This window comes from Novosphingobium resinovorum (assembly GCF_001742225.1).
In the GTDB taxonomy this organism is placed as follows: domain Bacteria; phylum Pseudomonadota; class Alphaproteobacteria; order Sphingomonadales; family Sphingomonadaceae; genus Novosphingobium; species Novosphingobium resinovorum_A.
Genome location: NZ_CP017077.1, coordinates 271,574 through 296,389 on the forward strand (window position 1 = coordinate 271,574; position 24,816 = coordinate 296,389).

The 24,816-nt window shown below is 63.1% G+C and carries 22 protein-coding genes and 9 pseudogenes; 17 read left to right on the forward strand and 14 right to left on the reverse strand.

Annotation, left to right across the window (positions count from 1 at the left end):
- Positions 1–81: 81 nt before the first annotated feature.
- The gene (locus tag BES08_RS32195; protein ID WP_083274841.1) at positions 82–372 is read right to left on the reverse strand and encodes a metal/formaldehyde-sensitive transcriptional repressor; all 291 of its coding nucleotides are present in this window, start codon (positions 370–372) and stop codon (positions 82–84) included.
- A 202-nt stretch (positions 373–574) separates the two neighbouring features.
- Positions 575–1,141: pseudogene (locus BES08_RS26325) on the reverse strand (zinc-binding dehydrogenase); the annotation flags it as partial.
- Positions 1,142–1,274: 133 nt separating this feature from the next.
- Between BES08_RS26325 and BES08_RS26330 the strand changes: the two are divergent.
- Both BES08_RS26330 and BES08_RS26335 read left to right on the forward strand, forming a co-directional pair.
- A pseudogene (locus BES08_RS26330) lies at positions 1,275–1,904 on the forward strand (Tn3 family transposase); the annotation flags it as partial.
- Positions 1,905–2,000: 96 nt separating this feature from the next.
- Positions 2,001–3,152 (forward strand): site-specific integrase, encoded by a 1,152-nt coding sequence (locus BES08_RS26335; RefSeq protein ID WP_231958452.1) that lies wholly within the window; start codon positions 2,001–2,003, stop codon positions 3,150–3,152.
- 57 nt (positions 3,153–3,209) lie between these two features.
- On the opposite strand, the gene BES08_RS26340 is transcribed toward BES08_RS26335, so the two are convergent.
- Positions 3,210–3,473 (reverse strand): hypothetical protein, encoded by a 264-nt coding sequence (locus BES08_RS26340; RefSeq protein WP_231958454.1) that lies wholly within the window; start codon positions 3,471–3,473, stop codon positions 3,210–3,212.
- Between the two features lie 57 nt (positions 3,474–3,530).
- Here BES08_RS26340 and tnpA point away from each other — a divergent pair, with 57 nt between their 5' ends.
- The 3 genes and pseudogenes from tnpA to tnpC all read left to right on the forward strand — a co-directional run.
- Positions 3,531–3,983: an IS66-like element accessory protein TnpA gene (gene tnpA / locus BES08_RS26345; protein ID WP_069709787.1), complete on the forward strand. Its 453-nt coding sequence runs from the start codon at positions 3,531–3,533 to the stop codon at positions 3,981–3,983.
- On the forward strand, positions 3,967–4,320 hold the full coding sequence (gene tnpB, locus BES08_RS26350) for an IS66 family insertion sequence element accessory protein TnpB (protein WP_069709788.1): 354 nt from the start codon (positions 3,967–3,969) through the stop codon (positions 4,318–4,320). Before tnpA ends, tnpB begins: the two co-directional genes overlap by 17 nt.
- 41 nt (positions 4,321–4,361) lie before the next feature.
- Positions 4,362–5,762: pseudogene (gene tnpC / locus BES08_RS26355) on the forward strand (IS66 family transposase); the annotation flags it as partial.
- A gap of 24 nt (positions 5,763–5,786) precedes the next feature.
- Here the strand turns inward: tnpC and BES08_RS32200 are convergent.
- Together BES08_RS32200 and BES08_RS33770 are read right to left on the reverse strand one after the other, a co-directional pair.
- Complete coding sequence (locus tag BES08_RS32200; RefSeq protein WP_083274844.1) at positions 5,787–7,853, reverse strand: recombinase family protein; 2,067 nt, start codon at positions 7,851–7,853, stop codon at positions 5,787–5,789.
- A complete protein-coding gene (locus BES08_RS33770; RefSeq protein WP_197524514.1) occupies positions 7,840–7,992 on the reverse strand; it encodes a hypothetical protein in 153 nt (50 codons plus the stop codon). The genes BES08_RS32200 and BES08_RS33770 overlap by 14 nt, the downstream gene beginning before the upstream one ends.
- 103 nt (positions 7,993–8,095) lie before the next feature.
- Between BES08_RS33770 and BES08_RS33775 the strand changes: the two genes are divergently transcribed.
- The 5 genes and pseudogenes from BES08_RS33775 (at position 8,096) to cofD (ending at position 11,247) form a co-directional block, all read left to right on the forward strand.
- Positions 8,096–8,338: a hypothetical protein gene (locus BES08_RS33775; protein WP_036529683.1), complete on the forward strand. Its 243-nt coding sequence runs from the start codon at positions 8,096–8,098 to the stop codon at positions 8,336–8,338.
- Positions 8,254–8,547, forward strand: a pseudogene (locus BES08_RS32205) (transposase domain-containing protein); the annotation flags it as partial. The gene BES08_RS33775 and the pseudogene BES08_RS32205, both read left to right, overlap by 85 nt.
- A gap of 192 nt (positions 8,548–8,739) precedes the next feature.
- A pseudogene (locus BES08_RS26365) lies at positions 8,740–9,069 on the forward strand (transposase); the annotation flags it as partial.
- Positions 9,070–9,484: 415 nt separating this feature from the next.
- Positions 9,485–10,285, forward strand: coding sequence for a coenzyme F420-0:L-glutamate ligase (gene cofE, locus BES08_RS26370; RefSeq protein ID WP_231958455.1), 801 nt, complete (start codon positions 9,485–9,487; stop codon positions 10,283–10,285).
- On the forward strand, positions 10,282–11,247 hold the full coding sequence (cofD, locus tag BES08_RS26375) for a 2-phospho-L-lactate transferase (protein WP_069709789.1): 966 nt from the start codon (positions 10,282–10,284) through the stop codon (positions 11,245–11,247). The genes cofE and cofD overlap by 4 nt, the downstream gene beginning before the upstream one ends.
- A 502-nt stretch (positions 11,248–11,749) precedes the next feature.
- Here the strand turns inward: cofD and BES08_RS26380 are convergent.
- Entirely contained in the window at positions 11,750–12,430 is a 681-nt protein-coding gene (locus BES08_RS26380; protein ID WP_197524540.1) for a sensor histidine kinase, read from the reverse strand.
- Positions 12,431–12,462: 32 nt separating this feature from the next.
- A pseudogene (locus tag BES08_RS34795) lies at positions 12,463–12,585 on the reverse strand (hypothetical protein); the annotation flags it as partial.
- Positions 12,586–13,174: 589 nt separating this feature from the next.
- Here BES08_RS34795 and BES08_RS26390 point away from each other — a divergent pair.
- Positions 13,175–13,942 (forward strand): annotated as a pseudogene (locus tag BES08_RS26390) (IS256 family transposase); the annotation flags it as partial.
- 5 nt (positions 13,943–13,947) lie between these two features.
- Here BES08_RS26390 and BES08_RS26395 read toward each other — a convergent pair.
- A complete protein-coding gene (locus BES08_RS26395) occupies positions 13,948–15,321 on the reverse strand; it encodes a transposase (RefSeq protein ID WP_231958457.1) in 1,374 nt (457 codons plus the stop codon).
- 63 nt (positions 15,322–15,384) lie between these two features.
- On the opposite strand from BES08_RS26395, the pseudogene BES08_RS26400 reads away from it, so the two are divergent.
- Positions 15,385–15,855: pseudogene (locus tag BES08_RS26400) on the forward strand (transposase); the annotation flags it as partial.
- 28 nt (positions 15,856–15,883) lie between these two features.
- Here BES08_RS26400 and BES08_RS32210 read toward each other — a convergent pair.
- Together BES08_RS32210 and BES08_RS33220 are read right to left on the reverse strand one after the other, a co-directional pair.
- Positions 15,884–16,942: pseudogene (locus BES08_RS32210) on the reverse strand (IS630 family transposase).
- A 123-nt stretch (positions 16,943–17,065) separates the two neighbouring features.
- Positions 17,066–17,245, reverse strand: coding sequence for a hypothetical protein (locus BES08_RS33220; RefSeq protein ID WP_156799988.1), 180 nt, complete (start codon positions 17,243–17,245; stop codon positions 17,066–17,068).
- A gap of 219 nt (positions 17,246–17,464) precedes the next feature.
- Here BES08_RS33220 and BES08_RS26415 point away from each other — a divergent pair, with 219 nt between their 5' ends.
- Positions 17,465–17,830, forward strand: coding sequence for a nuclear transport factor 2 family protein (locus BES08_RS26415; protein WP_069709794.1), 366 nt, complete (start codon positions 17,465–17,467; stop codon positions 17,828–17,830).
- Positions 17,831–17,851: 21 nt separating this feature from the next.
- Here the strand turns inward: BES08_RS26415 and BES08_RS26420 are convergent, their stop codons facing one another.
- The gene (locus BES08_RS26420; protein WP_069709795.1) at positions 17,852–18,652 is read right to left on the reverse strand and encodes an SDR family NAD(P)-dependent oxidoreductase; all 801 of its coding nucleotides are present in this window, start codon (positions 18,650–18,652) and stop codon (positions 17,852–17,854) included.
- Between the two features lie 255 nt (positions 18,653–18,907).
- Between BES08_RS26420 and BES08_RS34645 the strand changes: the two genes are divergently transcribed.
- The 3 genes from BES08_RS34645 to BES08_RS26445 are packed head-to-tail and all read left to right on the forward strand — an operon-like array spanning position 18,908 to position 22,746.
- Complete coding sequence (locus BES08_RS34645; protein ID WP_156799989.1) at positions 18,908–20,626, forward strand: TonB-dependent receptor plug domain-containing protein; 1,719 nt, start codon at positions 18,908–18,910, stop codon at positions 20,624–20,626.
- Between the two features lie 43 nt (positions 20,627–20,669).
- Complete coding sequence (locus tag BES08_RS26440) at positions 20,670–21,692, forward strand: LLM class flavin-dependent oxidoreductase (RefSeq protein ID WP_069709799.1); 1,023 nt, start codon at positions 20,670–20,672, stop codon at positions 21,690–21,692.
- Positions 21,685–22,746 (forward strand): class I SAM-dependent methyltransferase, encoded by a 1,062-nt coding sequence (locus BES08_RS26445; RefSeq protein ID WP_069709800.1) that lies wholly within the window; start codon positions 21,685–21,687, stop codon positions 22,744–22,746. Before BES08_RS26440 ends, BES08_RS26445 begins: the two co-directional genes overlap by 8 nt.
- A gap of 3 nt (positions 22,747–22,749) precedes the next feature.
- Here BES08_RS26445 and BES08_RS26450 read toward each other — a convergent pair whose 3' ends face one another.
- The 3 genes from BES08_RS26450 to BES08_RS26460 are packed head-to-tail and all read right to left on the reverse strand — an operon-like array spanning position 22,750 to position 24,284.
- The gene (locus BES08_RS26450; protein ID WP_069709801.1) at positions 22,750–22,998 is read right to left on the reverse strand and encodes a cytochrome C oxidase subunit IV family protein; all 249 of its coding nucleotides are present in this window, start codon (positions 22,996–22,998) and stop codon (positions 22,750–22,752) included.
- 15 nt (positions 22,999–23,013) lie between these two features.
- Positions 23,014–23,586: a cytochrome c oxidase subunit 3 gene (locus BES08_RS26455; protein WP_069709802.1), complete on the reverse strand. Its 573-nt coding sequence runs from the start codon at positions 23,584–23,586 to the stop codon at positions 23,014–23,016.
- Positions 23,583–24,284: a hypothetical protein gene (locus tag BES08_RS26460; RefSeq protein ID WP_069709803.1), complete on the reverse strand. Its 702-nt coding sequence runs from the start codon at positions 24,282–24,284 to the stop codon at positions 23,583–23,585. The genes BES08_RS26455 and BES08_RS26460 overlap by 4 nt, the downstream gene beginning before the upstream one ends.
- Before the next feature lie 140 nt (positions 24,285–24,424).
- Here BES08_RS26460 and BES08_RS26465 point away from each other — a divergent pair, with 140 nt between their 5' ends.
- Positions 24,425–24,802: a nuclear transport factor 2 family protein gene (locus BES08_RS26465; protein ID WP_069710193.1), complete on the forward strand. Its 378-nt coding sequence runs from the start codon at positions 24,425–24,427 to the stop codon at positions 24,800–24,802.
- Positions 24,803–24,816 lie beyond the last annotated feature (14 nt).

Consider the following 24,816-nt stretch of genomic DNA (forward strand, 5'->3'; position numbering starts at 1 on the left):
GAGGATCTCGAACCAGAGAAGGCAGTAGGGGCTGGCTTCTAAGTGCGGGAGAATACGGGCAAGAAAATGAGCCTGAAATTGTCATTTAAGATAAGTACGCAGAATCTTCATTACGCCCTCCACGCCGTCATCGTGATCGCCACCTGTGCCTCCGACGGCCCGATCTGCGCCCGCACCGAATGTTTCCCTGAGATGACTCTGCATCACTTCTGCCATCAGTCCATTTGTTGCACCACGCATGGCGACAATTTGCTGCAGCAGGGGAGCGCAATCGGCCCCCGCTTCGATCGCGCGTTCCAGAGCGTCCGCCTGACCCTTGATACGCCGCAAGCGTGTGATGGCTCGCTTCTTGTCCTCTGATGAATGTGGCATCGCGTTTTCCCGAGAAATCACTCCATCATACTATACAGGGGGGGAGTTTCAATCCTGCACCGAGCCGGGCGTTTTTCTAATCGGGCGAGGTTCCGGTCATGCTCTCAAGCCTGCGCCACGAGCAGCCTTGGCATGGGCGCCGAGGGGCCGATCCTCTGTCGGGGAAGGGGGGAGCGATCGCTCACTCCCCCCGGTATGCCGGTCAGACCGTAACGACGACCTTGCCGATCTGGTCGTTCGATTCGAGGAAGCGGTGAGCGTCCTGGATGGCGTCGAGCGGGAAAGTGCGCGCGATCCGCGGCTTGAGCGCGCCCGATTCCAGACCCGCCACGATGAACGCCTTGGCGCGATCGAGGGCGGCATCGTCCGAGACGATCTCGCTGTAGAGATACCCCTTGAGCGTGAGGCTCTTGCCCAGCACGGAGAACAACGGGAACGGCGTCGGTTCGCCGCTGAGCGCGCCATATTCGAGCAGGATGCCGCCGCGTGCCATGCTCTCGGTCAGCGGCTCGAACGACGGGCCTCCGACCGGATCGAGCACCACGCGCGCACCCTGACCATCGGTTATCTCCATCACCCTCGCTACCAGATCCTCTTCTCCGGTCGCGACGACATGATGTGCACCGGCATCGATCAGGGCCTGGCGCTTGGCGCCGGTACGCGTCGTCGCGATTACCGTCGCGCCGACCATCCGCGCAATCTGGAAGGCAGCAAGGCCGACGCTGCTGGAGGCAGCAGTGACGATGACGAAATCGCCCTCGCCGAGTTCGGTCGGACCGCACAGGTCGAGATGCTGCTGAAAGCGGGCGCGGACCCTCATATCATGGACGCTTCGGGTCGCACCGCCGCGTCCGTGGCAAAAGCACAGGGCAATGCAAGCGTCGCTGAAAGGCTCAACGGGCCACTTGTTCCGCGATGCGCGGCCAGGGCCGACCATAGCCCCGATGGCCGCGCAAGCCATTGATGAACAGCTCATCGCTAGCCACTGGGAAGACATCGTCCGCCTCGCAACATCTATCCGGACCGGAGTCACGAGTGCCTCCACCATGCTCGAGCGCCTTGGTTCATATCCGCGCGCCAACGGCCTGGCGCTGGCGCTACGCGAGATAGGCCGGGTTGAACGGACGCTTTTCACCCTAGACTGGATCGAAAAGCCGGAAGAACGGCGCCGTGCTACGCGCGAACTGAACAAGGGCGAGGCGCAGAACGCCCTCAAGCGCGCGATCTTCTTTCACCGCACCGGCCGGATACGCGACCATGGGCTACAGGCTCAAGGACACCGAGCGTCCGCGCTCAATCTGGTGGCTGGAGCCATTGTCCTCTGGAACACGACCTACCTCGAGGCGGTGCTTCGCCATATGGAGCAGCAAGGAAAGGAGATCCCGGCCGAATTTCTCCAACATCTGTCACCGCTGGGCTGGCAACACATCAATCTGACCGGCGATTACCTTTGGACGGATCATGACTTAACGACCGGCACGCTACGGCCGCTGCGCCAAAAGATCGGCGCTACCGTGCCCCAAAAGGCTTAGCGTATATCTGTGCCCGTTTTATGTGACGCCCCCAAAAAGGTGGACACGACATCGCCAAATCTCGCGCCCCCGACCGAAGTGCCCTTGAATCATGCATTGATCCTGCTGATCACCTCGCTACGCACGGTAGAGCGCGTCGTCATCGATGCCGCATTGCTTGACGCCTTCCAGGCGGCAGCGTCCGAACATACGCTGGCGGCGCTCCGCTCGGATCTGAGCGCATTCGATCTATGGTGCCGCCAGCACCGGCGCATTACCATCCCGGCACAACCCGAAGATGTTGCCGAGTATCTGAAGGCCCGGGCAGGGCAGGGGGGCAAGCCGGCATCACTGACGCGCTACAAAGCCTCGATCGCGCGGCTGCATCAACTGCTCGGACTTGCCGACCCGACCATCGCGCCGCTGGTTAAGTTGACCCTCGCGGCTATCCGCAGGGAGAAGGGCATCGCCCAACGCCAGGCGGCGCCGCTGCGCTTCAAGGGGGCTGTCTCGGACATCGAGCGCGATCCCGCCCGCGGGCTCAACCTCCGGGCTTTGCTCGAGAGTTGCGGTGAGGACCCTGTCGGCTTGCGCGATCGGGCCATGCTCAGTCTCGCCTATGATACCGGTCTGCGGGCCAGCGAACTGGTCGCGGTCGAGGTGGCGCACATCCTGCCGGTCACCGATCCGGATGCGGGGCTGCTCTCCATTGTGCGCAGCAAAGGCGACAGTGAAGGGGTGGGGGCCACCGCCTTCCTGTCGCCGCGCACCGTGCGTGTGGTGAAAGCTTGGCAGGTTGCGGCCGAGATCAGCGAGGGCGCGGTGTTCCGGCGGGTCTTCGTGCGCCGCTACAAGGCGAAGGCTCGCATACCCGGCCGAGACTTGGCGACCCTATCGGGGCGCGAAGCGTATCACTGGCGCAAGTCACTGCCGAAACCCGCCGTCCCGGCGCGCACCGAGTACAGCGTGGGGGAGGGGGCTTTGCATCCCGGCTCGATCGGCCCGATCTGGCGGGCTATCGTTCGGCGCGCCTTCCAGAACGGCGCGCTCCCGGATCTGACCCGCGACGATCTCGAATACTGGCTGGCCCGCATCAGCGGGCATTCGACCCGGGTCGGGCTCAATCAGGACCTGTTCGTGGCGGGCGAGGACCTCGCAGGGATCATGGATGCGCTGCGGTGGAAGTCGCCGCGCATGCCGCTCCTCTACAACCGCAATCTGGCAGCCGAACACGGCGCGGCAGGGCGGTTGATGCGCAAACTTGGCTGACCCATCTAGGGCGCGCGCCGATGCCGGGTGCGTTGCACCGGCATCAGCGGTTGCCCGTCAGGCCTGCGTACGCGTCGGTTCGGCGAAGCCGCTCGGCCGCTGCGAGCGCGACTTCTGCGCGTCCTGGCGGTCTACATACTTCTTGTAGGCGTAGCCACCGGCAACAGCCGCGACCAGGCCGAGCGGGCCCATGCGGCGCAGCACGGTCGGGGCGGCGAACCCGAGTAGCGTGCCCGCCGTGCCATTGACGCCGCGGACGTGTTCGGCCGCCTTGTTGCCCGCGATTGCGCCGATAAGTCGTAAGCGCGAAATTCCGCGCACCTGTTCGGTTGAGTGACGCGGTGTGAAGGATGTGTCCACCAAGGAAGAGGTGGACACATGGAGATGGCACCGGTGGGCTCCTATGGGCTCGAGGTTGTAAGGGTGACGAGTGACGGCCGGCGCTATTATGGTCGTGCGGGGAAGGTACGGTTGGTCGAGGCGTGCCTCGAGCCTGGCATATCGGTGGCGAGGCTTGCGCTGGAGCATGGTGTCAACGCCAACCAACTGCGCAAATGGGTCAGGAAGTATCAGGAGCGCCAGAGTGCGAACGGGCAGCGGAGCACGGGGCAGTTGCCGGATCCGTCGGCGTTTATCCGGGTGGAGACGTCTCCGGCGCCTGCGGAGCGACACACTGGTGGGATCGGGGTCCGGTCTGCGGGATTAGTACCGTCAGTGCGGCTGCAGGCGTCGATGCCAAATGGCGTATCGCTGACGCTGGAGGGGTGTGACGCGCAGTTGCTGGTGGTGATGATCGATGCGCTGGGGCATTGCCATGTTCCGGCTCGCTGAAGATCTGCGCGTCTATCTCCACCGGGATCCGATCGACTTTCGCTGTGGGATCAACAGCCTTGCGATCCTGGTCGAGCAGTCGATGGGCCTCAATCCGTTCGAGCGCGCGGCGTTTGCCTTTTGCAACCGGCGCCGGACCCGGATGAAGCTGCTGTTCTTTGACCGGTCGGGCTTTGTGTTGGTGCTCAAGGCGTTGACGGAGGACAAGTTCCGATGGCCCAAACGAGCGGAAACGGTGGTTGCGCTCACCGCGGAGCAATTGCGATGGCTGCTCGACGGGATCGATATTGACGCGATGGCCCCTCATCCGGTGCGGCAATATCAGTTTGTCGGTTGAAGGCCGTTGACGCGGGAACGGGCTTTCGATTCAAGACTGCGATGGATCGAGGCGGCATCCCCACTATTGCGGAATTGATGGCGCTTCTGGCGACGAAAGCCGCTGAAGTCGAGGCATTGGCGGCCGAGAGAGACTCCCTTGCCCGGCGCATCCTTAAGCTTGAGGAGGAACTGGCGCTGGCGCGGTTGCACCGCTTTGCGCCGCGCAGCGAAAAGCACCTGGATCGTGTCTTCAATGAAGCCGAGCAGGCCTCCCTTGAGGACGATACCGACGATGGACACGACGACGTCGATGAGTCGGCCGCCGCCGATCTTCCCGACACGGGATTGCCGGAGGCGAGAAAGCCAGAAGGGAAGAAGCGCGGGCGCAAGCCACTTCCTGCCGACCTGCCGCGCCAGCGCGTCGAATATGACCTCGCCGACGACCAGAAGGTCTGCCCGTGCTGCAGCGAACGGATGCATTGCATGGGGGAAGTGGTAACCGAGCAGCTTCACATCGAGGTGAAGGCCACGGCCCTTCAGAATGCCCGCGCCAAATATGCATGCCGCAATTGCGACCGCACCGGGATCGCCACGCCGATCGTCATTGCGCCGATGCCCGCACAGCCCTTGCCGGGCAGCATTGCCACGGCCTCGACGCTGGCCTTTGCCCTTGTTCATAAATACGTCGATGGCACACCGCTGTATCGTTTGGCGCAAACCTTCGAGCGCGCAGGGGTACCTGTCAGCCGTGGTGCTCTGGGCCGTTGGGTGATCGCTTCGAGCGAGAGGCACTTGCATCGCATCTTTGACGCCCTGAAGCTGCGGCTCCGGTCCCAGGAGGTCATTCATGGCGACGAGACTACGGTTCAGGTGCTGAAGGAAGAGGGCAAGGCTCCTACCAGCACCTCGTATATGTGGGCCTACCGCAGCAGCGAGGACAGCGAACAGCCGATCGTGCTGTTCGACTATCAACCCGGTCGCCGGCAGGAACATCCGCAGGCCTTCCTCGGCGACTATCGCGGCATCCTGATGAGTGACGGCTATACGGCCTGGCGCACATTGAAAGGCGCCACGCATCTGGGCTGCATGGCCCACGCCAGACGGCGCTTTGCCGACGCCCTCAAGGCGAGGAAGAAACAAGGCGGGCCGCCCGCACAGGCGCTCAAGTTCTTCGACCAGCTCTACCGGATCGAAAGGCAGGCGCGGGACGAAATACCCGATGAGGGGGAAACGCAGGCCAGCTACATGCGCCGCTTCCGCCAGAAACATAGCGTCCCGGTCTTGGATGCCCTCAAGGCATGGCTCGATGCCATCGCGCCCAAGGTTGTGCCCGACACCAAGCTTGGCGATGCGGTCTCCTACACCCTCAACCAGTGGGAATACCTGACGCGCTACGTCGAAGACGGCAGGATGCCGATCGACAACAATCTTCTCGAACGCGACATCAGGGTTTTTGCAACGACTGGTTCATTATGCACCTCCTCTTCAAACGTCCGGAAACAGGGACTTTTGGTTTTCCATTTTAATGCGACACGGGCCTCTGTAACGCGGAAACTGGGTCACCTCGTCCTTTTCCAGGTCTGCGGCTCGGATTTGGTGCGGCGCATCCGGTACAACTTGTTCGGTAGGGAGCACGCCCTCCTTGATCAGTCGACGGACGCGATGGGCCGTAACCCCAAGCTTTTTCGCGGCTTCGGTCAGTGTGAGCCACTCCCCATTCTTCTCAGCAGATCGGTATCCGTGGATTTTATGGACCGTGCGCAGTGCACTGACACGGCGTGCGGTCCACGTTTTTCCTTGCCCGGTCTGCATTCCCATCCGGTTCAGAGTAGCGGCAATGTCGGCGTCGGACCATCGGGTGGCCATGGACCGCATTACAGCGAGGGCAGCCTCCGGCGTTTTCTGGCCATGTTCGCCAGGGTTCGGTTTGCGAATACGCAGCTGAGAGTGTTGACCACCTTTCCAGTGGATCGTCAAAATGACTTCACGTTGCTCTTCGTCAACATCGGCAACGATATCAGTCACGAGAGTGCGCAGGAGTTGCTGGCGACACCGCGTATCGACGTTTGGTGCGCTCCAAGCAGCCTCCAAGTCAGTGGCAATGCCGGCGAAATCGGGGGTTGGGATGCCCGTGTCGATTTGTCTTGCCTGCGTCAAAGCAGCTTCACAGGTTTCCACGCGCCTGAGCGCGGATTCCCAACTCTTCTCAAGTTGAGCAGCGATCAGGCGGTTGTCAGGGTCGCAAGCAGCATAGCGGCGTTCAGCAAGAGACGCCTCGTATCGCGCTTGCTGCAAGTCCAGCTCCATCATGCGATGTCGCTCTTCCAGATTATCCCGATGTACCCGGTCAGCTTCCATTGCGGACTCGATTGCCATTGGCGTTACGGCGCTCAATATTTCTTTGCCAATAGCAGGGTCGATCCGAGACGCGCCAAAAGTCATGCATCGGGGTTTGGCCAGCATTTGGTTGATACTTTTGCATTGATAATAGGGATGGCTTGGCCGCCCTCTATAGGAAACAGACAACCGCCTTCCACATCGGCCACAGGTGAGCAGACCAGCAAGCAAAGCCTGGCCGCCACGACCAGATTTGATGCCGCCCTTCTTTGCAAAGGTATTAACGGCAATAAGGCTCTGGTTCCTCTCAAACTCGCTCCAATCAATGTAGCCTTCATGATGATCCCGGAGCAGCACTTCCCACGTTCCAAAAGGCTTGCCGTGGCCGTAGCTTTTGCGAGCCCTGCCATCGACAATCTCTGTCCGCTTCTCACTTTTGCCATAGGCGTATGCCCCAGCGTAGAACGGGTTCTTCAGGATCGAAATGACGCTCCGATAGCGAAGCGGCACCCAATCGAAGGACACTCTTTTGCGCCCGTCAGAAGGACGGGGGAAATGGAAATTGTCCGCGGTGAGCGAAATCAGCACCTGGCGGGCGCTACCAAGCTCGCGGAAGCGCGAAAAGATAAGGCGGATAGCCTCCTGCACCCGAAGGTCAGGATCAAGCCCCAGACCATAATCGCGGTGCCAGATATAGCCGATCGGAACACTGAGGCGCAGTTCCCCCCGTCGTGCTTTGGCGCGCGCCGCGTCGAGCATGCGCGTTCGCAAAATGCCGAGCTCAAACTCGCTGATGCTGCCCTTCATGCCCAACAACAAGCGATCATTCGGTCGACAAGGATCATACACGCCATCGAGATCGATCACGCGCGCTTCCACCAGGCCGCACAGTTCCAGGAGGTGATGCCAGTCTCGACCATTACGGGACAGGCGCGATGCATCCAGGTACAGCACCGCGCCGACCATACCTGTGCAGAGGCCGCTCACCAGTCGTTCGAAACCAGGGCGGTCGGCAGCGCCACTGGCGGTACGGCCGAGGTCATCGTCGATCACTTCGACATCACGGAACCCCCAGCGGCGCGCAACATCGACAAGTTCATATTGACGCCGCTGGCTCTCCAGGTTGTTCTGGACCTGGCCCGGGGTGGACTGCCGAACGTAGACGACAGCTTTGCGATTAAGCACCGTGGCCGGAATGAGATTATTGCCCGTCATCGCTCGGCTCCTTCGCCGCGACGCCGGCCGCCGCCATTAGGAGGGTCGCCAACTTGGCGACGACCGTGCTGCGTTCCGCGTCGGTCAGGCCCCGAATCTGCGGCATATCGAGCGGCATGCTCAACTGACGGGCCAGCATCGGTAACGTCGAGGGTGGTGGTAATGCCTTCACAGGGCGCCTCCTGGATGGGGGTGAGACCATCCGACGAAGTCTGCCTGAAACCGCGATCGGTAAGCAGTCTATGAAGCTCCACGAGGCCAGTCACCGCAATCCGCGGTTCGCCCATCGCCATACCAGCGCAAAACGCCCTATCCAGCATCCACTCCGAAACCTGAATGATCTCGCCCGGCCTGATCTCTACCCGGACAATCGCACCACTGGCCCGATCCTCGCGGCCTTCATACCGAAAACGGCCGCCGTGATATGGATGCCAACGGTAATGAAACTCTACCATCTGCCCGACATGGGCAGAATGAACATGTGATAGCAACGGGACGAAAATCCTGGCTCTTCTGCGACACCGTGGACGGCGCACGGGCGAGCGCCGTCACCTATAGCCTGATGCTGACTTGCCGCGCCTGCGGCGTCGAGCCTCTCGCGTGGCTACGCCATGTTCTCACTGAACTGCCCCAGCGACCTCTCGACGCCGATATCGACGACCTGCTGCCATTCAACTTCGAAAAACACGCCTGACCTGCCGACGTCGCCGCGGTGGCCTGTCTCGTCCAGCGTCAACTGTGATGGCCGCACTGCCTCCGGAAGCAGCGTGCTACGAAATGCGCGCTTACGATAAGTCTGCCAAGCATGATGGTGTCTCCTTCGACACCCTCAATGGTGGAAGGCCTGCATTTGTTGCGGCAACCTGTGTCAGCCCATCGTGCTGCGATGGAGAGCTTCGAATGCGGCAGAGACTTTGCCGCCTGGCTGGGCCTCGTCCCGAAACAGCATTCAAGCGGTGGCAAGGAACGGCTCGGCCGCGTCTCCAAGGCCGGGCAGAGCGACATCCGCCAATTGCTTATCATGGGCGCCATGTCGCGATTATATTGGATGGGACGAAAATCGATCCCCGACACCTCATGGCTGGCCCGCATGCTCGCGCGCAAGCCGCGGATGTTGGTGGCAATCGCATTGGCCAACAAGATGGCGCACACGATGTGGACGATGTTCGCGAAGCAGGAAGACTATCGAGCCCCGGCAACGGCAATCGCCGCCTGATCGAAAGGTAGCGCAAGGCCCGAACCGGAAAGAGGGAGTGAGAAGGCGACGACCCGAATGGGCAAAATGATCGAACAGATCTGGAGCAGGAAAACCAGTTGAGAGTCCCGAGCCGCGAACTCGTTAATCAGATTTGGACCTGTTCTGCGGATCACCATACCGGCCAGCGGCTTCTGGAAATCGCCGCAAGCAAAGGCCTGACAGAAGACCGCGCTCGATCACCTGCTCACCGGATCAGAAACTTCTTGCCTCACGGGCGGCAACCACAGAGGACTCTCCCGTTGGAAAAAGTAGGCCTTGCCCACGCATGGGCACCTGCCGGGAGGCAGGTCTGCCTGGGCGACCGTCCGCGCACTGGCTATCGACTTCGCGTAAAAGACAAGTCATGGCGCACAGGCGGTTGCAGGAGAAATGTGTGAGCCGTTCCGACGATACGAATGCCATCGGCGATCTGAGCGTCCACCCGATCGCCGGCCTGCCCATGTTCGCGCGGGGCCTGTCGGTGGCGACTTCGATCTGCGCCGCACTTGCCGAGGGCGGGCAAGCCTTGCGCGATGGCGATATCTGCGTGATCGCGCAGAAAATCGTCTCCAAAAGCGAAGGGCGAACGGTCGAGCTTGCCGCCACGGTGCCGGGCCGGGACGCGCAAGACCTTGCCGCGCGCACCGGACGCGACCCGGCCATGGCGCAGGCGATCTTGAACGAAAGCGCCGAGATCTTGCGCCCGCACCCCGCAGCGATCATCGCCCGGCACCACACCGGCCACGTCCTGGCCAATGCTGGGATAGATGCCAGCAATGTCGAAGGCGGCGATACTGGAGTGGTACTTCTTTGGCCGGTGGACCCCGATGCCTCAGCACGCGCGATCCGCGCGCAACTGAATGCAGCCACAGGCTCGCGGGTTGCAGTGATCATCGCTGATTCCATGGGTCGAGCATGGCGTATCGGTACTATCGGCACCGCCATCGGGTGCGCCGGACTGACGGTTCTCGAAGACCGTCGCGGCAAGGCGGTGGACCTGTATGGCCGCACCTTGCAGGCGACCGTGATCGCCATAGCGGATTCGATTGCGGCGATGGCGGTGCTGGCGATGGGCGAGGGCGACGAGGGCACGCCCGTCGCGCTGGTGCGCGGAGCCATGCGCTGGACTTGCGACGAGGATGGACCCGGAGCGGCCAGCGGGCTGCGCGCGATGGAACAGGACATGTTCCGATGACAGGCAGGCACGTTCTGGCACTTTCTGGCGGCGTTGGCGGGGCCAAGCTGGCGGCGGGATTGGCGGCGATCCTGTCGCCCGGGGAGCTCACCATCGTCGTCAACAACGGCGATGATTTCGAGCATCTCGGCCTGACGATCTGCCCGGACATCGATTCGGTGACTTACGCCCTTGCCGATCTCAACGATACGGAGCGGGGCTGGGGCGTGAAGGACGAGACTTGGCAGGCCATGGTCATGCTGCGCGACCTTGGCGAGGCGGATTGGTTCAACCTCGGCGATCGCGATATGGCGATGCACATCGCGCGGTCTTGGCGCTTGCGTGCAGGGGAGACGCTTTCGCAGGTCACATCCCGGCTGACCCGCAGCCTGGGCATCGCCCATGCCATCGTCCCCATGAGCGATGCTCCCTTGCGCACGCAAGTGGGCACGGCGGATGGATGGCTCGACTTCCAGCGCTACTTCGTGGCCGAACAGTGCCGCCCGGTCGCCACCGGCGTCCGGTTCGCCGGAGCGCCGGGCACCCCGCCGTCGCCCGCCTTCATGGCCGCACTGGCACGCGAGGATCTGGGGGCGATCGTCGTGTGCCCTTCGAACCCGTACCTCAGCGTCGATCCTATCCTGGCCGTGGATGGCGTGCGCGAAGCGCTCGCGGCACGCCGGGTGCCGCTTGTCGCGGTATCGCCCTTGGTGGGGGGAACCTCGCTCAAGGGTCCGCTCGCCAAATTGCTGGGCGAACTGGGCAAGCCGGTGGGCAATGCCTCAATCGCCGGTCATTACGGCGCGCTCCTGGACCATCTAGCGATCGATATCGCCGATGCCGCCGATGCGGCATCCCTGCAGCGCTCCGGCCTGAACGTAATCGTCACCCCGACCGTCATGCGCAATACCCGGGATCGCGAACAGCTTGCACAGACCGTACTGGCGGCGGCGGGGCTTAATGGAGGATGGATTCGGGTGTGACCCGGACGTCGAACGCCTTAATATAGTCCGACAAACGAACCGGCGTTCGTGAGGGGAGAGCGGTATCAGACGCAAAGCAGGCCTTGGGGCGTTATGGTTGGCTCATATTGCCCTGTGGGCCGCCCATGCCTGGGCGGAGATCGTACACAATCCGGCAACGCGGGTCTTCCGATTGATCGGAGGCGAGACGGAATACGACGTCGGCGTGGACGAGGAAGGGCACCTTCAGTCGCTGTACTGGGGTGGGTCCCTCGGGGAAACCGCGCCCTTGTCGGCCACATCCGGGCAGGCGGTCGCGGGGCCTGATGCACCGCACCAAGAACCTGGCGCAGGAATTTGCCGGACAAGGCGAAGGGGTCGTCCTTGAGCACGGCGTAAAGGCCGCGTTTTCGTGATCGAGAGATCTCGAGCCGCACGTTGTTGCGCTGGCAGTTCGAAAAGGACCGCAGGCCCACGACGGTAGAAGTGTCGGGACCGCTTGTCTTGGGCGCACCGGAACTGATCAATGTCCCCTGGGCCGCCATGGCTTCCGCGACGATGGCAAGGCCCAGCCCGCGCCCGGCTTGTTCAGCGGAGCCTTGAAGAACGGCTTGAAGAGCTCCGGCCAGTTCTCGTCCGGCACGCTGGCGCCATGATTGTACACCACCAGCGTGCCCGATGTGCTCACGGCAAGGTCGACGCTGCTGCCGAGCGACGTATGCATCAGAGCGTTCTCGACTAGTTTGGAGATGGCGATGCGCAGGATTTCGGGATTGGCTTCGACCCAAATCCGGTCCTGCTCGTCCAGCTCCAGCGACTTTCCGGCATCGAGCGCCATTGGCGCATAGGCAATGCAGATGTCGCGCACGAGTGTGTTCAGCTCCACCTTGTCCAGCAAGGGATCGGCCGCGCGCCAGGAGCTGAGCTTGAGAAGCTGGGTGATGATTGTCGACATGCGGGCCGCGTCGTGCTCCAGCTCGTGGCGCAACTGGCCTTGGTGCAACTGGGCCAGCCCGCCGGTCAGGATCGCCAACTGGTTGGGGCGGGGCGCAATTCGTACGCCGCCGCGCCGGTGAACGTCTTCTGGCGGGTCATCGCATCGTCGACGCGTGCCAGCGCCCTGTTGACCACCCGGATGAGCGGCAGCAGTTCGCGCGGCACGCGGTCTTCCTACATCGGCCAGCATCCCGGCATCGAACAGCATGTTGATGCCCACGGTTGGCGCGGCGTGGTTGCTCACCCACCTTCAGGCCGTTGGACAGGGTGGGGTCGGAGCTGCGGGAATACGCCGAAATACTGCACCATCTTGGCGCGCGCGGTGGCGACGTCGATATCGCCGACCAGTACGACCACCGCATTGTTGGGTGCGTACTAGGTGCGGAACCACTGCTGCACGTCATCAACCGAAGCCGCGTTGAGGTCTCCCATCGAACCGATCGTGCTTTGCTGATAGGGGTGGCCGGCGGGAAACAGCCTCTCGTTCAGCAGCCGGACGGCGCGTGAATAGGGCTGGTTCTCGCTCAGCTACTGCTCGTTCAGCTTGGCCTGCACAAGTGCGATGAGGCTGTGCCCCATGCGGTCCGATCCAGCCAGACCGTGCGGTCCAGTCCGCTCAGCGGCACCGTCTCGTAGAAATTAATCCGGTCGAGGTGGGGGCTGCCGTTCCAATCCAGCGCACCCATCTGTTCGATCGGGCCGAAGAAATCGCTGTCGTGACGCTAGTCACCTGAATCCGAAGTTCGGTTCGTTGCTTTCTGGCAGAAGCGTTTGACGGAAGCGAGGATGTCGTCGTTAGCGTCCGCGCTCGTGGTGTAATTTCCGGTGTAGATTGAGGCGATCGCATGGGTGGGGCATGCCCCACCCATGCGAATTCGATCTCGGTGGCCACCGGGCTCATCGGTAAGGTGGAGTTACCACACTTCACACGCCCACCGAGGAGTTGATCCCGATGACCGACGATAGATTACCGCTTGCCGAGCTGATGGCGAAGACCGGAGATGGAGATTTCCTGCGCACGATCGCCGAGAACGTATTACAGATCATCATGGAGGCCGACGTCGATGGCTTGGTCGGCGCCGGCCGGCACGAGCGTTCCGGCGATCGCACGACCTGGCGCAATGGCTACCGCGACCGCAGTCTCGACACCCGGCTCGGCACGCTCAATCTCAAGATCCCCAAACTGCGGACCGGCGCCTACTTTCCCGGCTTTCTGGAGCCAAGGAAGACCGTCGAGAAGGCGCTGGTCGCGGTGATCCAGGAAGCATGGATCGCCGGCGTCAGCACCCGGCGCGTCGATGAACTGGTGCAGGCGATGGGCATGACTGGCATCTCCAAGTCCTCGGTATCCAAGCTGTGCAAGGACATCGACGAGCGGGTCCACGCCTTCCTCAAGCGGCCGCTCGCCGGCGACTGGCCCTACCTCTGGCTCGATGCTACCTATCTCAAGGTGCGCGAGGGCGGGCGGATCGTCAGTGTCGCCGCGATAATCGCTGTGGCCGTCAACACCGAGGGCAAGCGCGAGATCGTCGGCCTGCACATCGGTCCTTCCGAAGCCGAGCCGTTCTGGTCGAGCTTCCTCAAGGACCTCGTCCGGCGCGGCCTGACCGGCGTGAAGCTGGTCATCTCCGATGCCCACGAGGGGCTCAAGGCGGCGATTACCCGCGTCATGGGCGCGACCTGGCAGCGCTGCCGCGTGGGGCTGTTGAATAAGACCGTCTTTGATCAAACGACCACGGTGTAGCTGCAGTTGTTTGGTCCGCGACCGGGCCCATTCAGGATATCGGCGACCAGACGACAGAGCAAAGCAGCTATGAATGCGGCTAGCCGCTTCAGGTTGATTGCTGCTGCGGTAAGGTAGGCTTGGATCTTCATATTGCTGAGACCACGGCGAACCGCGCGTGCAAGTCCATGCTGGATCTTTGCCTCCGCGTGGATGCCTTCGACCCGCCATCGGTGGCGGGTGTAGAGTGCTTTATCCCGTTCGCTCCATTGTTCACGTCGGCGTCGGGCTCGCAGCAGCGCCGGATAATCGTCGCCGAGGACCACCGCTTTGTTGGTGCGCCCACCCGATAAGCACAGGCGTGCAAGATTGCAGCGTCGGCAGTCCTTCGCTCGCGAAGTGAAGAAGCGGCCGTGTTTGATCCTGCGGCCCGCTTTGAGCTTTTTGCCACGAGGGCATTTCAGGATGTCGTGCTTCGCATCATAGCGGAACCGACGCATTGGGACGGGCGAACGGATTGGTTCCCGCTTAGGTGGTATGACGGCGCTCGTATCGCGACGTTCCAGCTGGCCGTAGACCTTGGCATAGGCGTATCCGGCATCGGCCGTGACTATTTTGATATGGGTCCCGATTGTTGCCTCGATCCGATCGACCGTCGAGATGAGCTCGTTGCCTTCGTTGATTTCGCCGGTAGTGATTTCGACGTCGATGATCACCCCAGCCTCATCGCACACCGCGGTGTGTTGCTTATATGCGGGTTCAAGTCGCTGATTGCGCCCGGAAGTCGCCATTGTGGCCTCGGGATCGGTCGTGCAGATCTTCTTGTATTTTCCGGTTTTCTTGGTGTTGCGTTCGGCTTCTTCGGCCGGGTTTTCCGCGCCAACCTTGTCAACCCAGCGGGTCGCGAGAGCTTCCCAGCTGACGTCAGCGCGGATCAACGAAGCGTCGATATGGACAACCTCTCCCTTGGCGATCTTGGCTGTGACGCATGCCTCGACCGTGCGCTCAAAAATACGACGAAAGCGCTGTTCGCCCCAACGTTGCCGGATGCGGGTCAAGCTCGAGTGATCAGGCAGCCGTTCGGTAATGCTGAAGCCACAGAACCAGCGGATCGCCACGTTAACCGCCGCATCACGCATCAGCTTGCGGTCGTGCACGATGCCCAAGAGGAACCCGGCGAGCATGAGCCGGACTGCGGTTTCCGGCGCTATGCCGGGGCGGCCGTTGTCGGCACAATAGAGATCGGCGACGTCATCCGCTAGCCACGAAAGGTCGAGCACCCGCGACACCTTGGCCAGGACGTGATCATCCGGGATTAGATCCCGAAGACTGCCAGCGAAGAACTCGTACTGTTCAGGCCGCCGCTCCCCAAGCATTGACGCCTCCCACTGTCGATTTTTCGAAGTGAATCACATCGGCATGGCTTTTTCAACAGCCCCCGCGTCCACTTCATGCGCAACGCCCTGGCCTATGTGCCCAAGGGCCAGAATACCGTCGTTGCCGCTGCAATCCGTCAGGTCTTCCTTCAGCCCGACCATGCCGCTGCGACGCAGGTCTGGCGGCAGGTCGCTGATCAGTTGCGCGCCCGCTGGCCAAAGCTCGGCGCTTGCATGGACGATGCCGAGCACGACGTGCTCGCCTACATGACCTTCCCCGAGCAGCACCGGGTCAAGCTCCACAGCACCAATCCGCTGGAACGCCTGAACAAGGAAGTGAAGCGCCGCGCCGATGTGGTCGGCATCTTCCCGAACGAGGACAGCATCATCCGCCTCGTCGGCGCCGTCCTGCTCGAGCAGAATGACGAATACCAGCTCCAGCACCGCTACATGCAGATCGAGGGCATGGCCGCCCTTGCCACACCAATGATCGAGGAGGCACAGCCGCTACAGATTACACCCAAGGCCGCCTGAAAATGCAGCCCAGTGGCCACACCCGATTTTACACCACATTGACGGACGCGACCATGTCGTCTGCGGATTTGACCCACTTGTAGGGTTTTGGGCTTTCGTTGTGAGCGGCGATGAAGGTAGCGATATCGGCCTCAAGTTCGGCCGTTGATTTGTAGAAACCACGCTGCAATTGCTTGCGTGTCGGCTTGGCGAACCAGCGCTCGACCTGATTGATCCACGATGCCGACGTCGGCGTGAATTGCACATGCCAATGCGGACGACGTGCCAGCCAGGCTTTGATCCGAGGTGTCTTGTGGGTTGCATAGTTGTCCATCACGAGATGCACATCGGGGCCATCAGACATCGCCGCATCAATCTGCTTGAGAAAGTCGAGGAACTCGGTCGCACGATGCCGCTTGTAGCATTTTACGATCACGGTGCCGGTGGCGATGTCGAGCGCGGCGAACAGCGATGTCATTCCGTTGCGAACATAGGTATGAGTGCGCAGCGCGGGGACGCCGGGCGCCATGGGCAGGACGGGTCGCTCACGGTCAAGGGTTTGAATCTGCGATTTCTCGTCCACACACAGCACCACCGCACGATTCGGAGGCGATAGGTAAAAGCCCACGATATCCTGTACCTTGTCGACGAACAGGGGATTGCTCGACAGCTTGAAGGTCTCTGATCGGTGGGGCTGTAGACCGAAGGCACCTCAAATTCCGCAGATCGTGGTATGCGACAGCCCAGCCTCGGCCGCCATCGAACGGATCGACCAATGCGTGCCGGCCTTGGGTGTGGTATTCAGCGTTCGCTCGATCACATGCGCCACTTGCGCGTCGCTCACCGTCCGCGGCCGGCCCGCCCGATATTCGTCGGTCAACCCTTCAATCCCGGGTTGCGCAAAACGACGGGGCCATTTGCCAACCGTGTGTTCGTGAACTCCAAGCCGTTCGGCTACTTCCTTGCTCTGCAGTCCGTCCTCACACAGCAACACCATCCCGCAAAGGTCTGATAATGAGCGAGGAACCTTACGACGCCGCACTTGCGATTCAAGGAATGTCCGATTTGCAGCGCTCAACTTGATAACATCTGCTTGACGACCGACCATCGCATGTCTCCTGTCAATGCAGGGCTTATACAATGCGGCTTATTTCGGTTCCAGGTTACTAGGAACCATTGAACAGCAGGTGCTCGAACAAGTGGGCGAAGCCGGTCCGTTCCGGGCCGCTCGTCACGCGAGCCGACATGATACCAGATGCCGACGTGGACGAAGGGGGATGGTCTTGTCCTGGCTGGCGAACACGCGCAGCCCGCTGGCTAGGGTTATCTTCTCGTACTTGATGACCGTCGACGCGTGGGCCTCGGCGGTTTCGGGCGCCAGCTTCGCGCCCGTGGTCTGCACCGCGGACAAGGCAAAGGCCAGGCAGCAGCGAAGTAGACAATTTCATTGAACCTCCCGAGGAAACGACCATCGAGCGCTTAGCGAGCGAGCTATGCCGCAACCTTGCGGGACGCCTTCGCCGCCCCCGATTTACCGAAACAGGGCCCTGACTACCGACAGGTGCGCCCAGGGGGGCGCGCGCCACGTTTCCCGCGCGTGAAATGACGCGCGGCGAGAGGAGACAAGACGATGACGGCATCGGAAACGCTCGATCTGGATCAGGCGATCCGCGACACCTACCGCTTGTGGAACGAGGGTAGCTATGAGGAACTCAACACGCTTTTCCGCACGATGGGGCCAAATGGCTTCAGCATCGAATACGTCGGTTCTCCCGCGGTGGATGGGCCTGCGGCGATAGAGGCGATGTGGCGCCAATATGGCGGAAAATGCACCACCGAAGCGGTCGAGGTGATCGTCAACGGTTCCGAAGGGGCAGCATATGTCGCCAATCATCTCCAGACCGAGGAAGGCGTTACAATCCTGCCAAGCCTGGAAACCTACCGGGTCGACGACGGCAAACTGACGATCCGGTACTTCCACCGGACGGCGAACTGATAGCGGCCGTCCGGCGCGCGGTTAGTCGCCGGATTCCATGAACGCCAGCAGGTCGGCATAGTGGGGCTGGTGCACGAGGCCGCCGCCGGAAATCGAGATGTTCTCGCCGGTGATGTAGCGGGATTCGTCCGACGCCAGGAAGGCGACCAGCGCCGCTATGTCGTCCGGGGTGCCGAATTCCGGCGTCAGTATATGGCGCTGGATCATTTCCTTCAGCCCCGGCACCGTCTTCTCCAGCGCCTCGGTCAGTACCACGCCGGGCGCGATGCTGTTGCAGCGGATGTTCTGGCGTCCGTGCTGCGTCGCCACGTAGCGGGTGAGGCCGATGATGGCCGCCTTGGACGAGCCGTAGGCGATGCGGGCGAGGTCGCCAGCGCTGCCCGAATTGGACGCGGTGTTGATGATCGAGCCGCCGCCCGTCTCGATCATGCGCGGGATGGCGTACTTGCAACCCAGCAGGTAGCCGGTGAGGTTCACGTCCAGGATTTCGCGCCAGATGCCGATTGGAATGTCGGGCGCGGTGGTGTCCTGGGCGCTCTTGGCGGGATCGGTCATCGCCGCATTGTTGTGCAGGACGTCGAGGCGGCCGAAATGGTCGACCACGCGATCGACGAGGGCACTGACCGATTGCGGATTGGCCGCGTCGAACTGCACGGCCAGCGCCGCCTCCCCGAGCGGTTCTGCGGCCCGCAGCGCCGAATCCTCGAACAAGTCGGCAATGACGACACGGGCGCCTTCCGAAACCATCCGGCGCGCCACCGCCGATCCGATGCCGCCGCCACCACCCGTCACTATCGCAACCTTGCCGTCCAGACGCTTCATCCTTCGTTCTCCCGCAATTGGTTTCGTTCACGGCTGGCACCCGGTTCAACACCATCGTGCCAGTGTATCGCTGCGTGGCTGGTTGCCCGGGCTCGGGCACCCGTCCAACGGCAGGGCGTGCCCCCCTCGTAGCGAGGGTGACCCTGTCTGGAGAGAGGGCATTGCAGTCCCTATCGTGCCATCCTCAAGGCGTACAGCAGGTAAGGACGGGACCGCCAGCGCCTGCCACCGCAGTTCTGGAGGAGGAACAGCTTCATGAGCCAAAGAGCCCGTCATATCTGCGCCTTGCGTGATCGCGCGCTTCTGCTTTGTCTGGCCATGTTGATGGCGGGAGTATCGCCCAATGCCCTGACGCGGGCGAACGAGACCACCAACGCCGCCGCCAGGGAAGTGCGAAACGACGATATCGTCGTGACCGCCCGGCGCGCATGGGAGAATATCCAGGCGACGCCGGTGTCGGTCGCCGCGTTCAACGAAGAGGTGCTGCGTTTGGCCAATATCCAGAGTACGTCGGACCTCATGTTCAAGACGCCGGGCGTCTACTTGTCCGGATCGGGAGGCAGGGAAAACTCGGTGTTCCAGATCCGGGTCCAGACCAAAGCGCTGGGCGGCTCGAACGCGCTCGCCGTCGTCAGCTATCTCGCCGATGTGCCGCAGTCCACATTCGGCAGCGGGGTGTGGACTTACGACATGGCCTCCGTCCAAGTGCTGAAAGGGCCGCAGGGCACGCTGTTCGGCCGCAACACGACGGGCGGTGCGGTACTCTACTATCCGGCGGCGCCCGGATACGAATGGGAAGGCTATCTCCAGGCCGACTACGGCAACTTCGACCACAAGCAGCTCGAAGGCGCCTTCACGCTGCCGATGGTCACGGATCGCCTTTCCGTTCGCTTCGCGGGCCGCCACGACAAGCGCGACGGGTATACGCGCAACATCGGACTGGGCGGCGATCTGGATGACGTCAATTCCCCCGCCTTCCGCGTCTCGGTGCTGGCCGAACCGACGGATTCGATCCGCAATCTCACCATCTTCGACTGGTATCGCAACTATTATACTGGCGATGGTGCGATCCTACTCAACGTCAACGATGCGCCGAGCTTGCTCGACCTGCTGGGCATAAAGGAATCCGCGCAGGCAGCCTTGGCCGCCCAGAAGGCGGGTGGTCCCCGCGTGGTGGACAGCGACGTCGAGCCAACCATGAACCGGACGCGGCGCTGGGGGCTGACCAACCGCACCGACATAACCTTGGGTGACATCGAACTGGTCGCTATCTTCGGGTACCGCAAGACTTACGTGGAATACAACTTCAATACAGATGGCGTTCCCCGACTGGACAGCACCCTGGCGCCTGGACTGAGCTTCCCGCTGCTGAATGCCGGCGCGATCAGCCATGTAGAGCAATATACCGAGGAAGTGCAGCTCAAGGGGCAGCCTGCTGGACGACAAGGTCGACTGGCTGCTGGGAGGGTTCTACCTGAAGAGCAAGCTCTACGGCACCACCGGCACCGGCAACGACGTGGGCTTTTGGACCAGTTTTGCGCTGGCGAACACCAAGACCCGGTCGCTCGATGCACCCGCAGCGCTACAGCCCTATCTCAGCGCACGGGAGATCCCGTTCGATCTGGTTGCCAAGACCACCTACACATTGGGCATGCAGTACGGTCTGCCGCTGGGGGACCTAGGCGATCTTGCCGCCAATGCGGACTATTACCATTCCAGTTCGCTGAAGTACGTCAACACCGCGCTGCCCGCCTATGGCATCGTCAACCCCAGGATCGAATGGCGCGGGTTGGCGGGGCGTCCGTTCGACCTGTCCGTCTACGCCACGAACTTGTTCGACAAGGCCTATGCCGCGATCGGTTCGGTGTCAGCTGCGGCGCTGGGGTTCGATGCGGCCATCTATGGTGCGCTTCGCCAGTACGCAGTGTCGTTGCGGTACCGCTTCGGCCCGTGATCGCTGGCGGCACGATCTGACTGCAGAAATGTCGCCCCGGGCGCGACAGGAAAGGAACAGCCAATGAGCAGGACCAAGGCCGTGTGGGCGCAACTAGTGCCGATGCCGGGGGACGCGCTGGTCGCGCTGGCGCAGTCCTACGAGGCGGCGGGGGTCGACGGGGTGTGGGCGCCGCAAATGTTCGGCGCGCCGTTCTCCACGCTCGCCGCCGTCGCGCCGGCCACGCGCAGCATCAAGCTGGGCACGGGCATCGCGCTAGCCTTCGTGCGCAGTCCGCTGGAGACCGCGTGCAGCGCGATCGACCTCGATCTCATCAGCCAGGGCCGCGTGGTGCTGGGGCTGGGATCGAGCGCGCAGAGCCAGATCGAGGGTTCGTTCGGCAGTCCCTACGGCAAGCCGCTCAGCCACATGCGCGAGATCCTCGGCATGATCCGCGCGATCGTGGCGCGCGGCCACACCGGCGAGCTGGAACGGTTGGAGGGCGAGTATCACACGCTAGACCTGTCGCATTTCCGGCTGCTGCATCCGCCGGTGCGGTTCGCCATTCCGATCGTATTGCCCGCGGTGTTTCAGAAGGCCTGTGCGCAGGCGGCGGAGATCGCCGACGGGTTGCTGGGCCATCCGCTGTGGAACGATGCCTGGATCGCGCGCGAGGTGATCGCGAACGTGAAGGCCGGGCTCGATCGCGGCGGCCGCGCGCGCGGCGACTTCACGCTCAACCTGTCGATCTTCACCGCGATCGCGTCTGACCGGCGCGAGGCGATCGAGGATTGCCGCGCGACGGTGGCCTATTACAGCCAGTCGCCCCAATACTTGCGCTATTTCCAGGAGATCGGCTTCGGCCGCGAGGCGGCGGCGATACAGGATGCGTTCGCGAAGGGCGATCACGCGGCGATGGCGGCCGCCTGCCCCGACGCCATGGTGGAAAGCATCGCCGTCGTCGGCACCGTCGATGAAGTGCGCGCGCGGGTGGCCAGGCGCGCCGAGCATGCCGATGCGATCACGCCGGTCATCCCGCACTACGGCCTCTCGGCGGACAAGAGCGCCGCTTACACCCAGCGCATCGCGGACACCTTCTATGAATAGCGCCACCATCGCCGCGATGGCGGGCGGTGGGCAGTACAACCGCCATTCGCGCCTGCAACTGGCCAACCTGCAATCGGCGCTGCCCTTGTGGGAGCACGCGGCGGCGGCCGTGGGGCAGGACAGCGCCGGCCTCGTGACCATCGCCGACTACGGGGCCTCGCAAGGGCGCAACTCGATGGGGCCGATGGGCCGCGCGATCGACCTGGTGCGCGAGCGGGACGCCGACCGGCCGGTGCAGGTCGTCCACACCGACTTGCCGTCCAATGATTTCGCCTCGCTGTTCACGCTGCTTGCCGACGATCCGGCGAGCTACCTTCGCGGGCGGGGCGAGGTCCATCCGCTCGCGGTCGGACGCTCGTATTTCGACGCGGTGCTGCCGGCGGGGAGCGTCGACCTCGGCTGGTCGTCGAACGCGCTGCACTGGATGAGCCACAGCCCGGTCGAGGTCGACGATCATGCCTGGGCGACCTTCAGCGCCTGCGCACAGGCACGCTCGGCGGTGGACGCGGTGCTGGCGGACGACTGGCTGCGGTTCCTGCGCGCGCGCAGCCGCGAGCTGCGGCCGGGCGGGCGCGTGGTCTGCCAGTTCATGGGGCGCGGCGAGGAGCAGCAGGGCTTCGAATGGATGGCCGACCATTTCTGGCAGGCGATCCTGGCCCTGCGCGCGGCGGGACAGCTTACCGAAGCGGAGACGCGGCGGATGACCGCGCCCTCGGCGGGCCGCTCGCCCGAGCAGATCGCGGCGCCGTTCGCGGCGGGGCTGGTGCCCGAACTGGCGCTCGATCACGTGTCGCGCTTCGTCTCGCCCGATCCGTTCTGGGACGAATACCGCGAGACCGGCGACGCCGCGCGGCTGGGGGCGCGATGGGCGGCGATGATGCGCGCCGCCAACGGTCCCAACTTCGCCGCGGCGCTGGACTCTGGGCTGGACCCCGCCCGCGACCGCGACGCGCTGCTCGATGCGCTCACGCAGGAACTGGCGTGGCGGGTCGCCGCCGATCCGCAGCGCAGCGTTTCGTGGAACGTGCTGGTGTCGATCCGCAAGCGCGGCTGAGTTTCAGGCGAAGAACAGCGCCAGCAGGACGCCGCACACCGCGACGACCCATGACTGGAAGGCCCATAGCATCGGCGCCGGCGCATCGCGCAGTTCCATGAACTCGCGCCCGACGAGCAGGACTTTGGCGAAGGCCACGACGAGGATCACCGCGCCGGAGTTGCCCAGCACGGTCGTCTCGAACGACAGCAGCGTCGCCGCCACCAGCACCGCCCAGACCAGGACGGCGCGATTGGCCAGGATCGAAGGCATCTTGGAATCGTTTCCTTACAAGAGATAAAGCAGCGCGAAGAGGACGATCCACAGCAGGTCGACCAGGTGCCAGAACGCCCCGCTGCCCTCGATCAGCGCCGCACCTCCGGGCATCCTACCGGCCTTGTCGAAGCGCGAGGCGGCGAAGCACAGCACGCCCAGGCCGATCAGCACGTGGACGAGGTGGATGGCCGTGAACATGTAATAGTAGATCGAGAAGCTGTTGGTGTTGAGCGTGAAGCCGTGGCTGATCTTGGCCGCGTATTCGAACGTCTTGACCACCACGAAGCCCGATCCCAGCGCGATCGTGGCCAGCAGCAGCGGCCGGGCCCGCCGGTCGTCGCGGCGCACGGCGGCGACGGCCTGCGCCATGCACAAGCTGCTGGTCAGCAGCAACAGCGTGTTGAGCAGGCCGAGCTGCCGGTCGAGCAGTCGCCGCGAGGCTTCGAACAGCGCATATTCCTGCCGGTGCGCCACGGCGTAAGTGATGAAGAAGACGGCGAACACCACCAGGTCGCCGCCGATGAACACCCACAGGCCTTCCTCGCCCGGCACATGCCCGCCGGATCGGCGTTCGGCGGTGGTCATGCCTCGGCCAGCGCGTCGCGCTTGATCGCCGCCAGCATCGCCACGATCATCAGGTTGAACCAGATGCCGAACACCACCGCCGGCACCCAGAAGGCGAGCACCCCGTTCCATGCGAAGGGGCCGGTCTTGAACAGGCCGACGGCGAAGCCGGGCAGCAGCAGCAGGCCGGTCCACAAGTTCATGTAGCCCAGCCAGCGCGGGAGAATGGGCCGGGCGCGCTTGTCCTGCAGGATCGCCACCCCGGTGACGACATTCTGCACGAAGGCCGGCACCGCGGGCATGACGAACAGGAAGAAGGCGATGTCGCTCAGCATCGCGATCTCGGCGTCGGGCCGGTCGGTGCGATAGGCGGCGACGGTGAAGAACAGGCCCGCGAAGAACAGGGTGACGAAGCCGTAGGCGAAGATCATCACGAAGGCCCAGGTGAGCGGCGAGATCGCGCCTTCGATCTTCTTGAGGAACGTTGCGACGGCGGCGAGGAAGGGGAAGAACAGCACCGACGCAGAGGTGATGAGGATCCCCCCGACGAGGATCCCGGTCTGGTGTGCGCGGTAGTAGTCGGCCACCTGCGCCACCGGCAGCGCGGGGTCGAGCGGCGGAAACATGCGTGCGAGCGGCCAGATGCCGACGAACATCAGCGTCCCGGCCAGCGCCCCCATGTACGTGCACAGCTTCATGGTCGTGCTCTTGGTGTCCATGTTCCCTCCCCCGATCCGGTGCCCTGCCCGGCGATCGCGGCATGCTGGCGGGTCGCGGGGCGCACACCACCCGCCTTCGGATAGGGTTCCGGGCAGGCTCGGCGAGCCGATAAGAGCGCGCGGACAAAGGAGCAGTGACGATGACCGATACCGAGGCGAACAAGGCGGTGGCCCGTCGTTACATGCAGGCGGTCGAGGACGGCGACCTGGCTACGATCGAGGCCCTGCAGCACCCCGACTGCACGTGGTGGATACTGGGCTATGGCGACATGAGCCGCGCGGATTTCATCGCCAGCGTCACCGGCGGGCTGCTCAGCGCCAGGCATCGCAAGGCCGAAGTGGTGGGCCTCACCGCCGAGGGAGACCGGGTGGCGGTGGAAGTGCGCGGCGAAATGGTGTTCCCCGACCGGGTTTATCGCAACGAATACCACAACCTGCTGATCGTCCGTGACGGCCAGATCGTTTCGGGCCGGGAATATATGGACACCCGGGCGGCGGCTGAGGCATTCCCCGCCTGAGCAGGTCCTTCCGT

Excerpts from the sequence above, each read along its gene's own strand:
- BES08_RS32195 (WP_083274841.1), bottom strand. The coding sequence starts at position 372 with ATGCCACATTCATCAGAGGACAAGAAGCGAGCCATCACACGCTTGCGG.
- tnpA (WP_069709787.1), top strand. The coding sequence starts at position 3,531 with ATGGAGATGGCACCGGTGGGCTCCTATGGGCTCGAGGTTGTAAGGGTG.
- tnpB (WP_069709788.1), top strand. The coding sequence starts at position 3,967 with ATGTTCCGGCTCGCTGAAGATCTGCGCGTCTATCTCCACCGGGATCCG.
- BES08_RS32200 (WP_083274844.1), bottom strand. The coding sequence starts at position 7,853 with ATGACGGGCAATAATCTCATTCCGGCCACGGTGCTTAATCGCAAAGCT.
- BES08_RS33770 (WP_197524514.1), bottom strand. The coding sequence starts at position 7,992 with ATGCTGGCCCGTCAGTTGAGCATGCCGCTCGATATGCCGCAGATTCGG.
- BES08_RS33775 (WP_036529683.1), top strand. The coding sequence starts at position 8,096 with ATGAAGCTCCACGAGGCCAGTCACCGCAATCCGCGGTTCGCCCATCGC.
- cofD (WP_069709789.1), top strand. The coding sequence starts at position 10,282 with ATGACAGGCAGGCACGTTCTGGCACTTTCTGGCGGCGTTGGCGGGGCC.
- BES08_RS26380 (WP_197524540.1), bottom strand. The coding sequence starts at position 12,430 with ATGCTGTTCGATGCCGGGATGCTGGCCGATGTAGGAAGACCGCGTGCC.
- BES08_RS26395 (WP_231958457.1), bottom strand. The coding sequence starts at position 15,321 with ATGCTTGGGGAGCGGCGGCCTGAACAGTACGAGTTCTTCGCTGGCAGT.
- BES08_RS26415 (WP_069709794.1), top strand. The coding sequence starts at position 17,465 with ATGACGGCATCGGAAACGCTCGATCTGGATCAGGCGATCCGCGACACC.
- BES08_RS26420 (WP_069709795.1), bottom strand. The coding sequence starts at position 18,652 with ATGAAGCGTCTGGACGGCAAGGTTGCGATAGTGACGGGTGGTGGCGGC.
- BES08_RS34645 (WP_156799989.1), top strand. The coding sequence starts at position 18,908 with ATGAGCCAAAGAGCCCGTCATATCTGCGCCTTGCGTGATCGCGCGCTT.
- BES08_RS26440 (WP_069709799.1), top strand. The coding sequence starts at position 20,670 with ATGAGCAGGACCAAGGCCGTGTGGGCGCAACTAGTGCCGATGCCGGGG.
- BES08_RS26445 (WP_069709800.1), top strand. The coding sequence starts at position 21,685 with ATGAATAGCGCCACCATCGCCGCGATGGCGGGCGGTGGGCAGTACAAC.
- BES08_RS26450 (WP_069709801.1), bottom strand. The coding sequence starts at position 22,998 with ATGCCTTCGATCCTGGCCAATCGCGCCGTCCTGGTCTGGGCGGTGCTG.
- BES08_RS26455 (WP_069709802.1), bottom strand. The coding sequence starts at position 23,586 with ATGACCACCGCCGAACGCCGATCCGGCGGGCATGTGCCGGGCGAGGAA.
- BES08_RS26460 (WP_069709803.1), bottom strand. The coding sequence starts at position 24,284 with ATGGACACCAAGAGCACGACCATGAAGCTGTGCACGTACATGGGGGCG.
- BES08_RS26465 (WP_069710193.1), top strand. The coding sequence starts at position 24,425 with ATGACCGATACCGAGGCGAACAAGGCGGTGGCCCGTCGTTACATGCAG.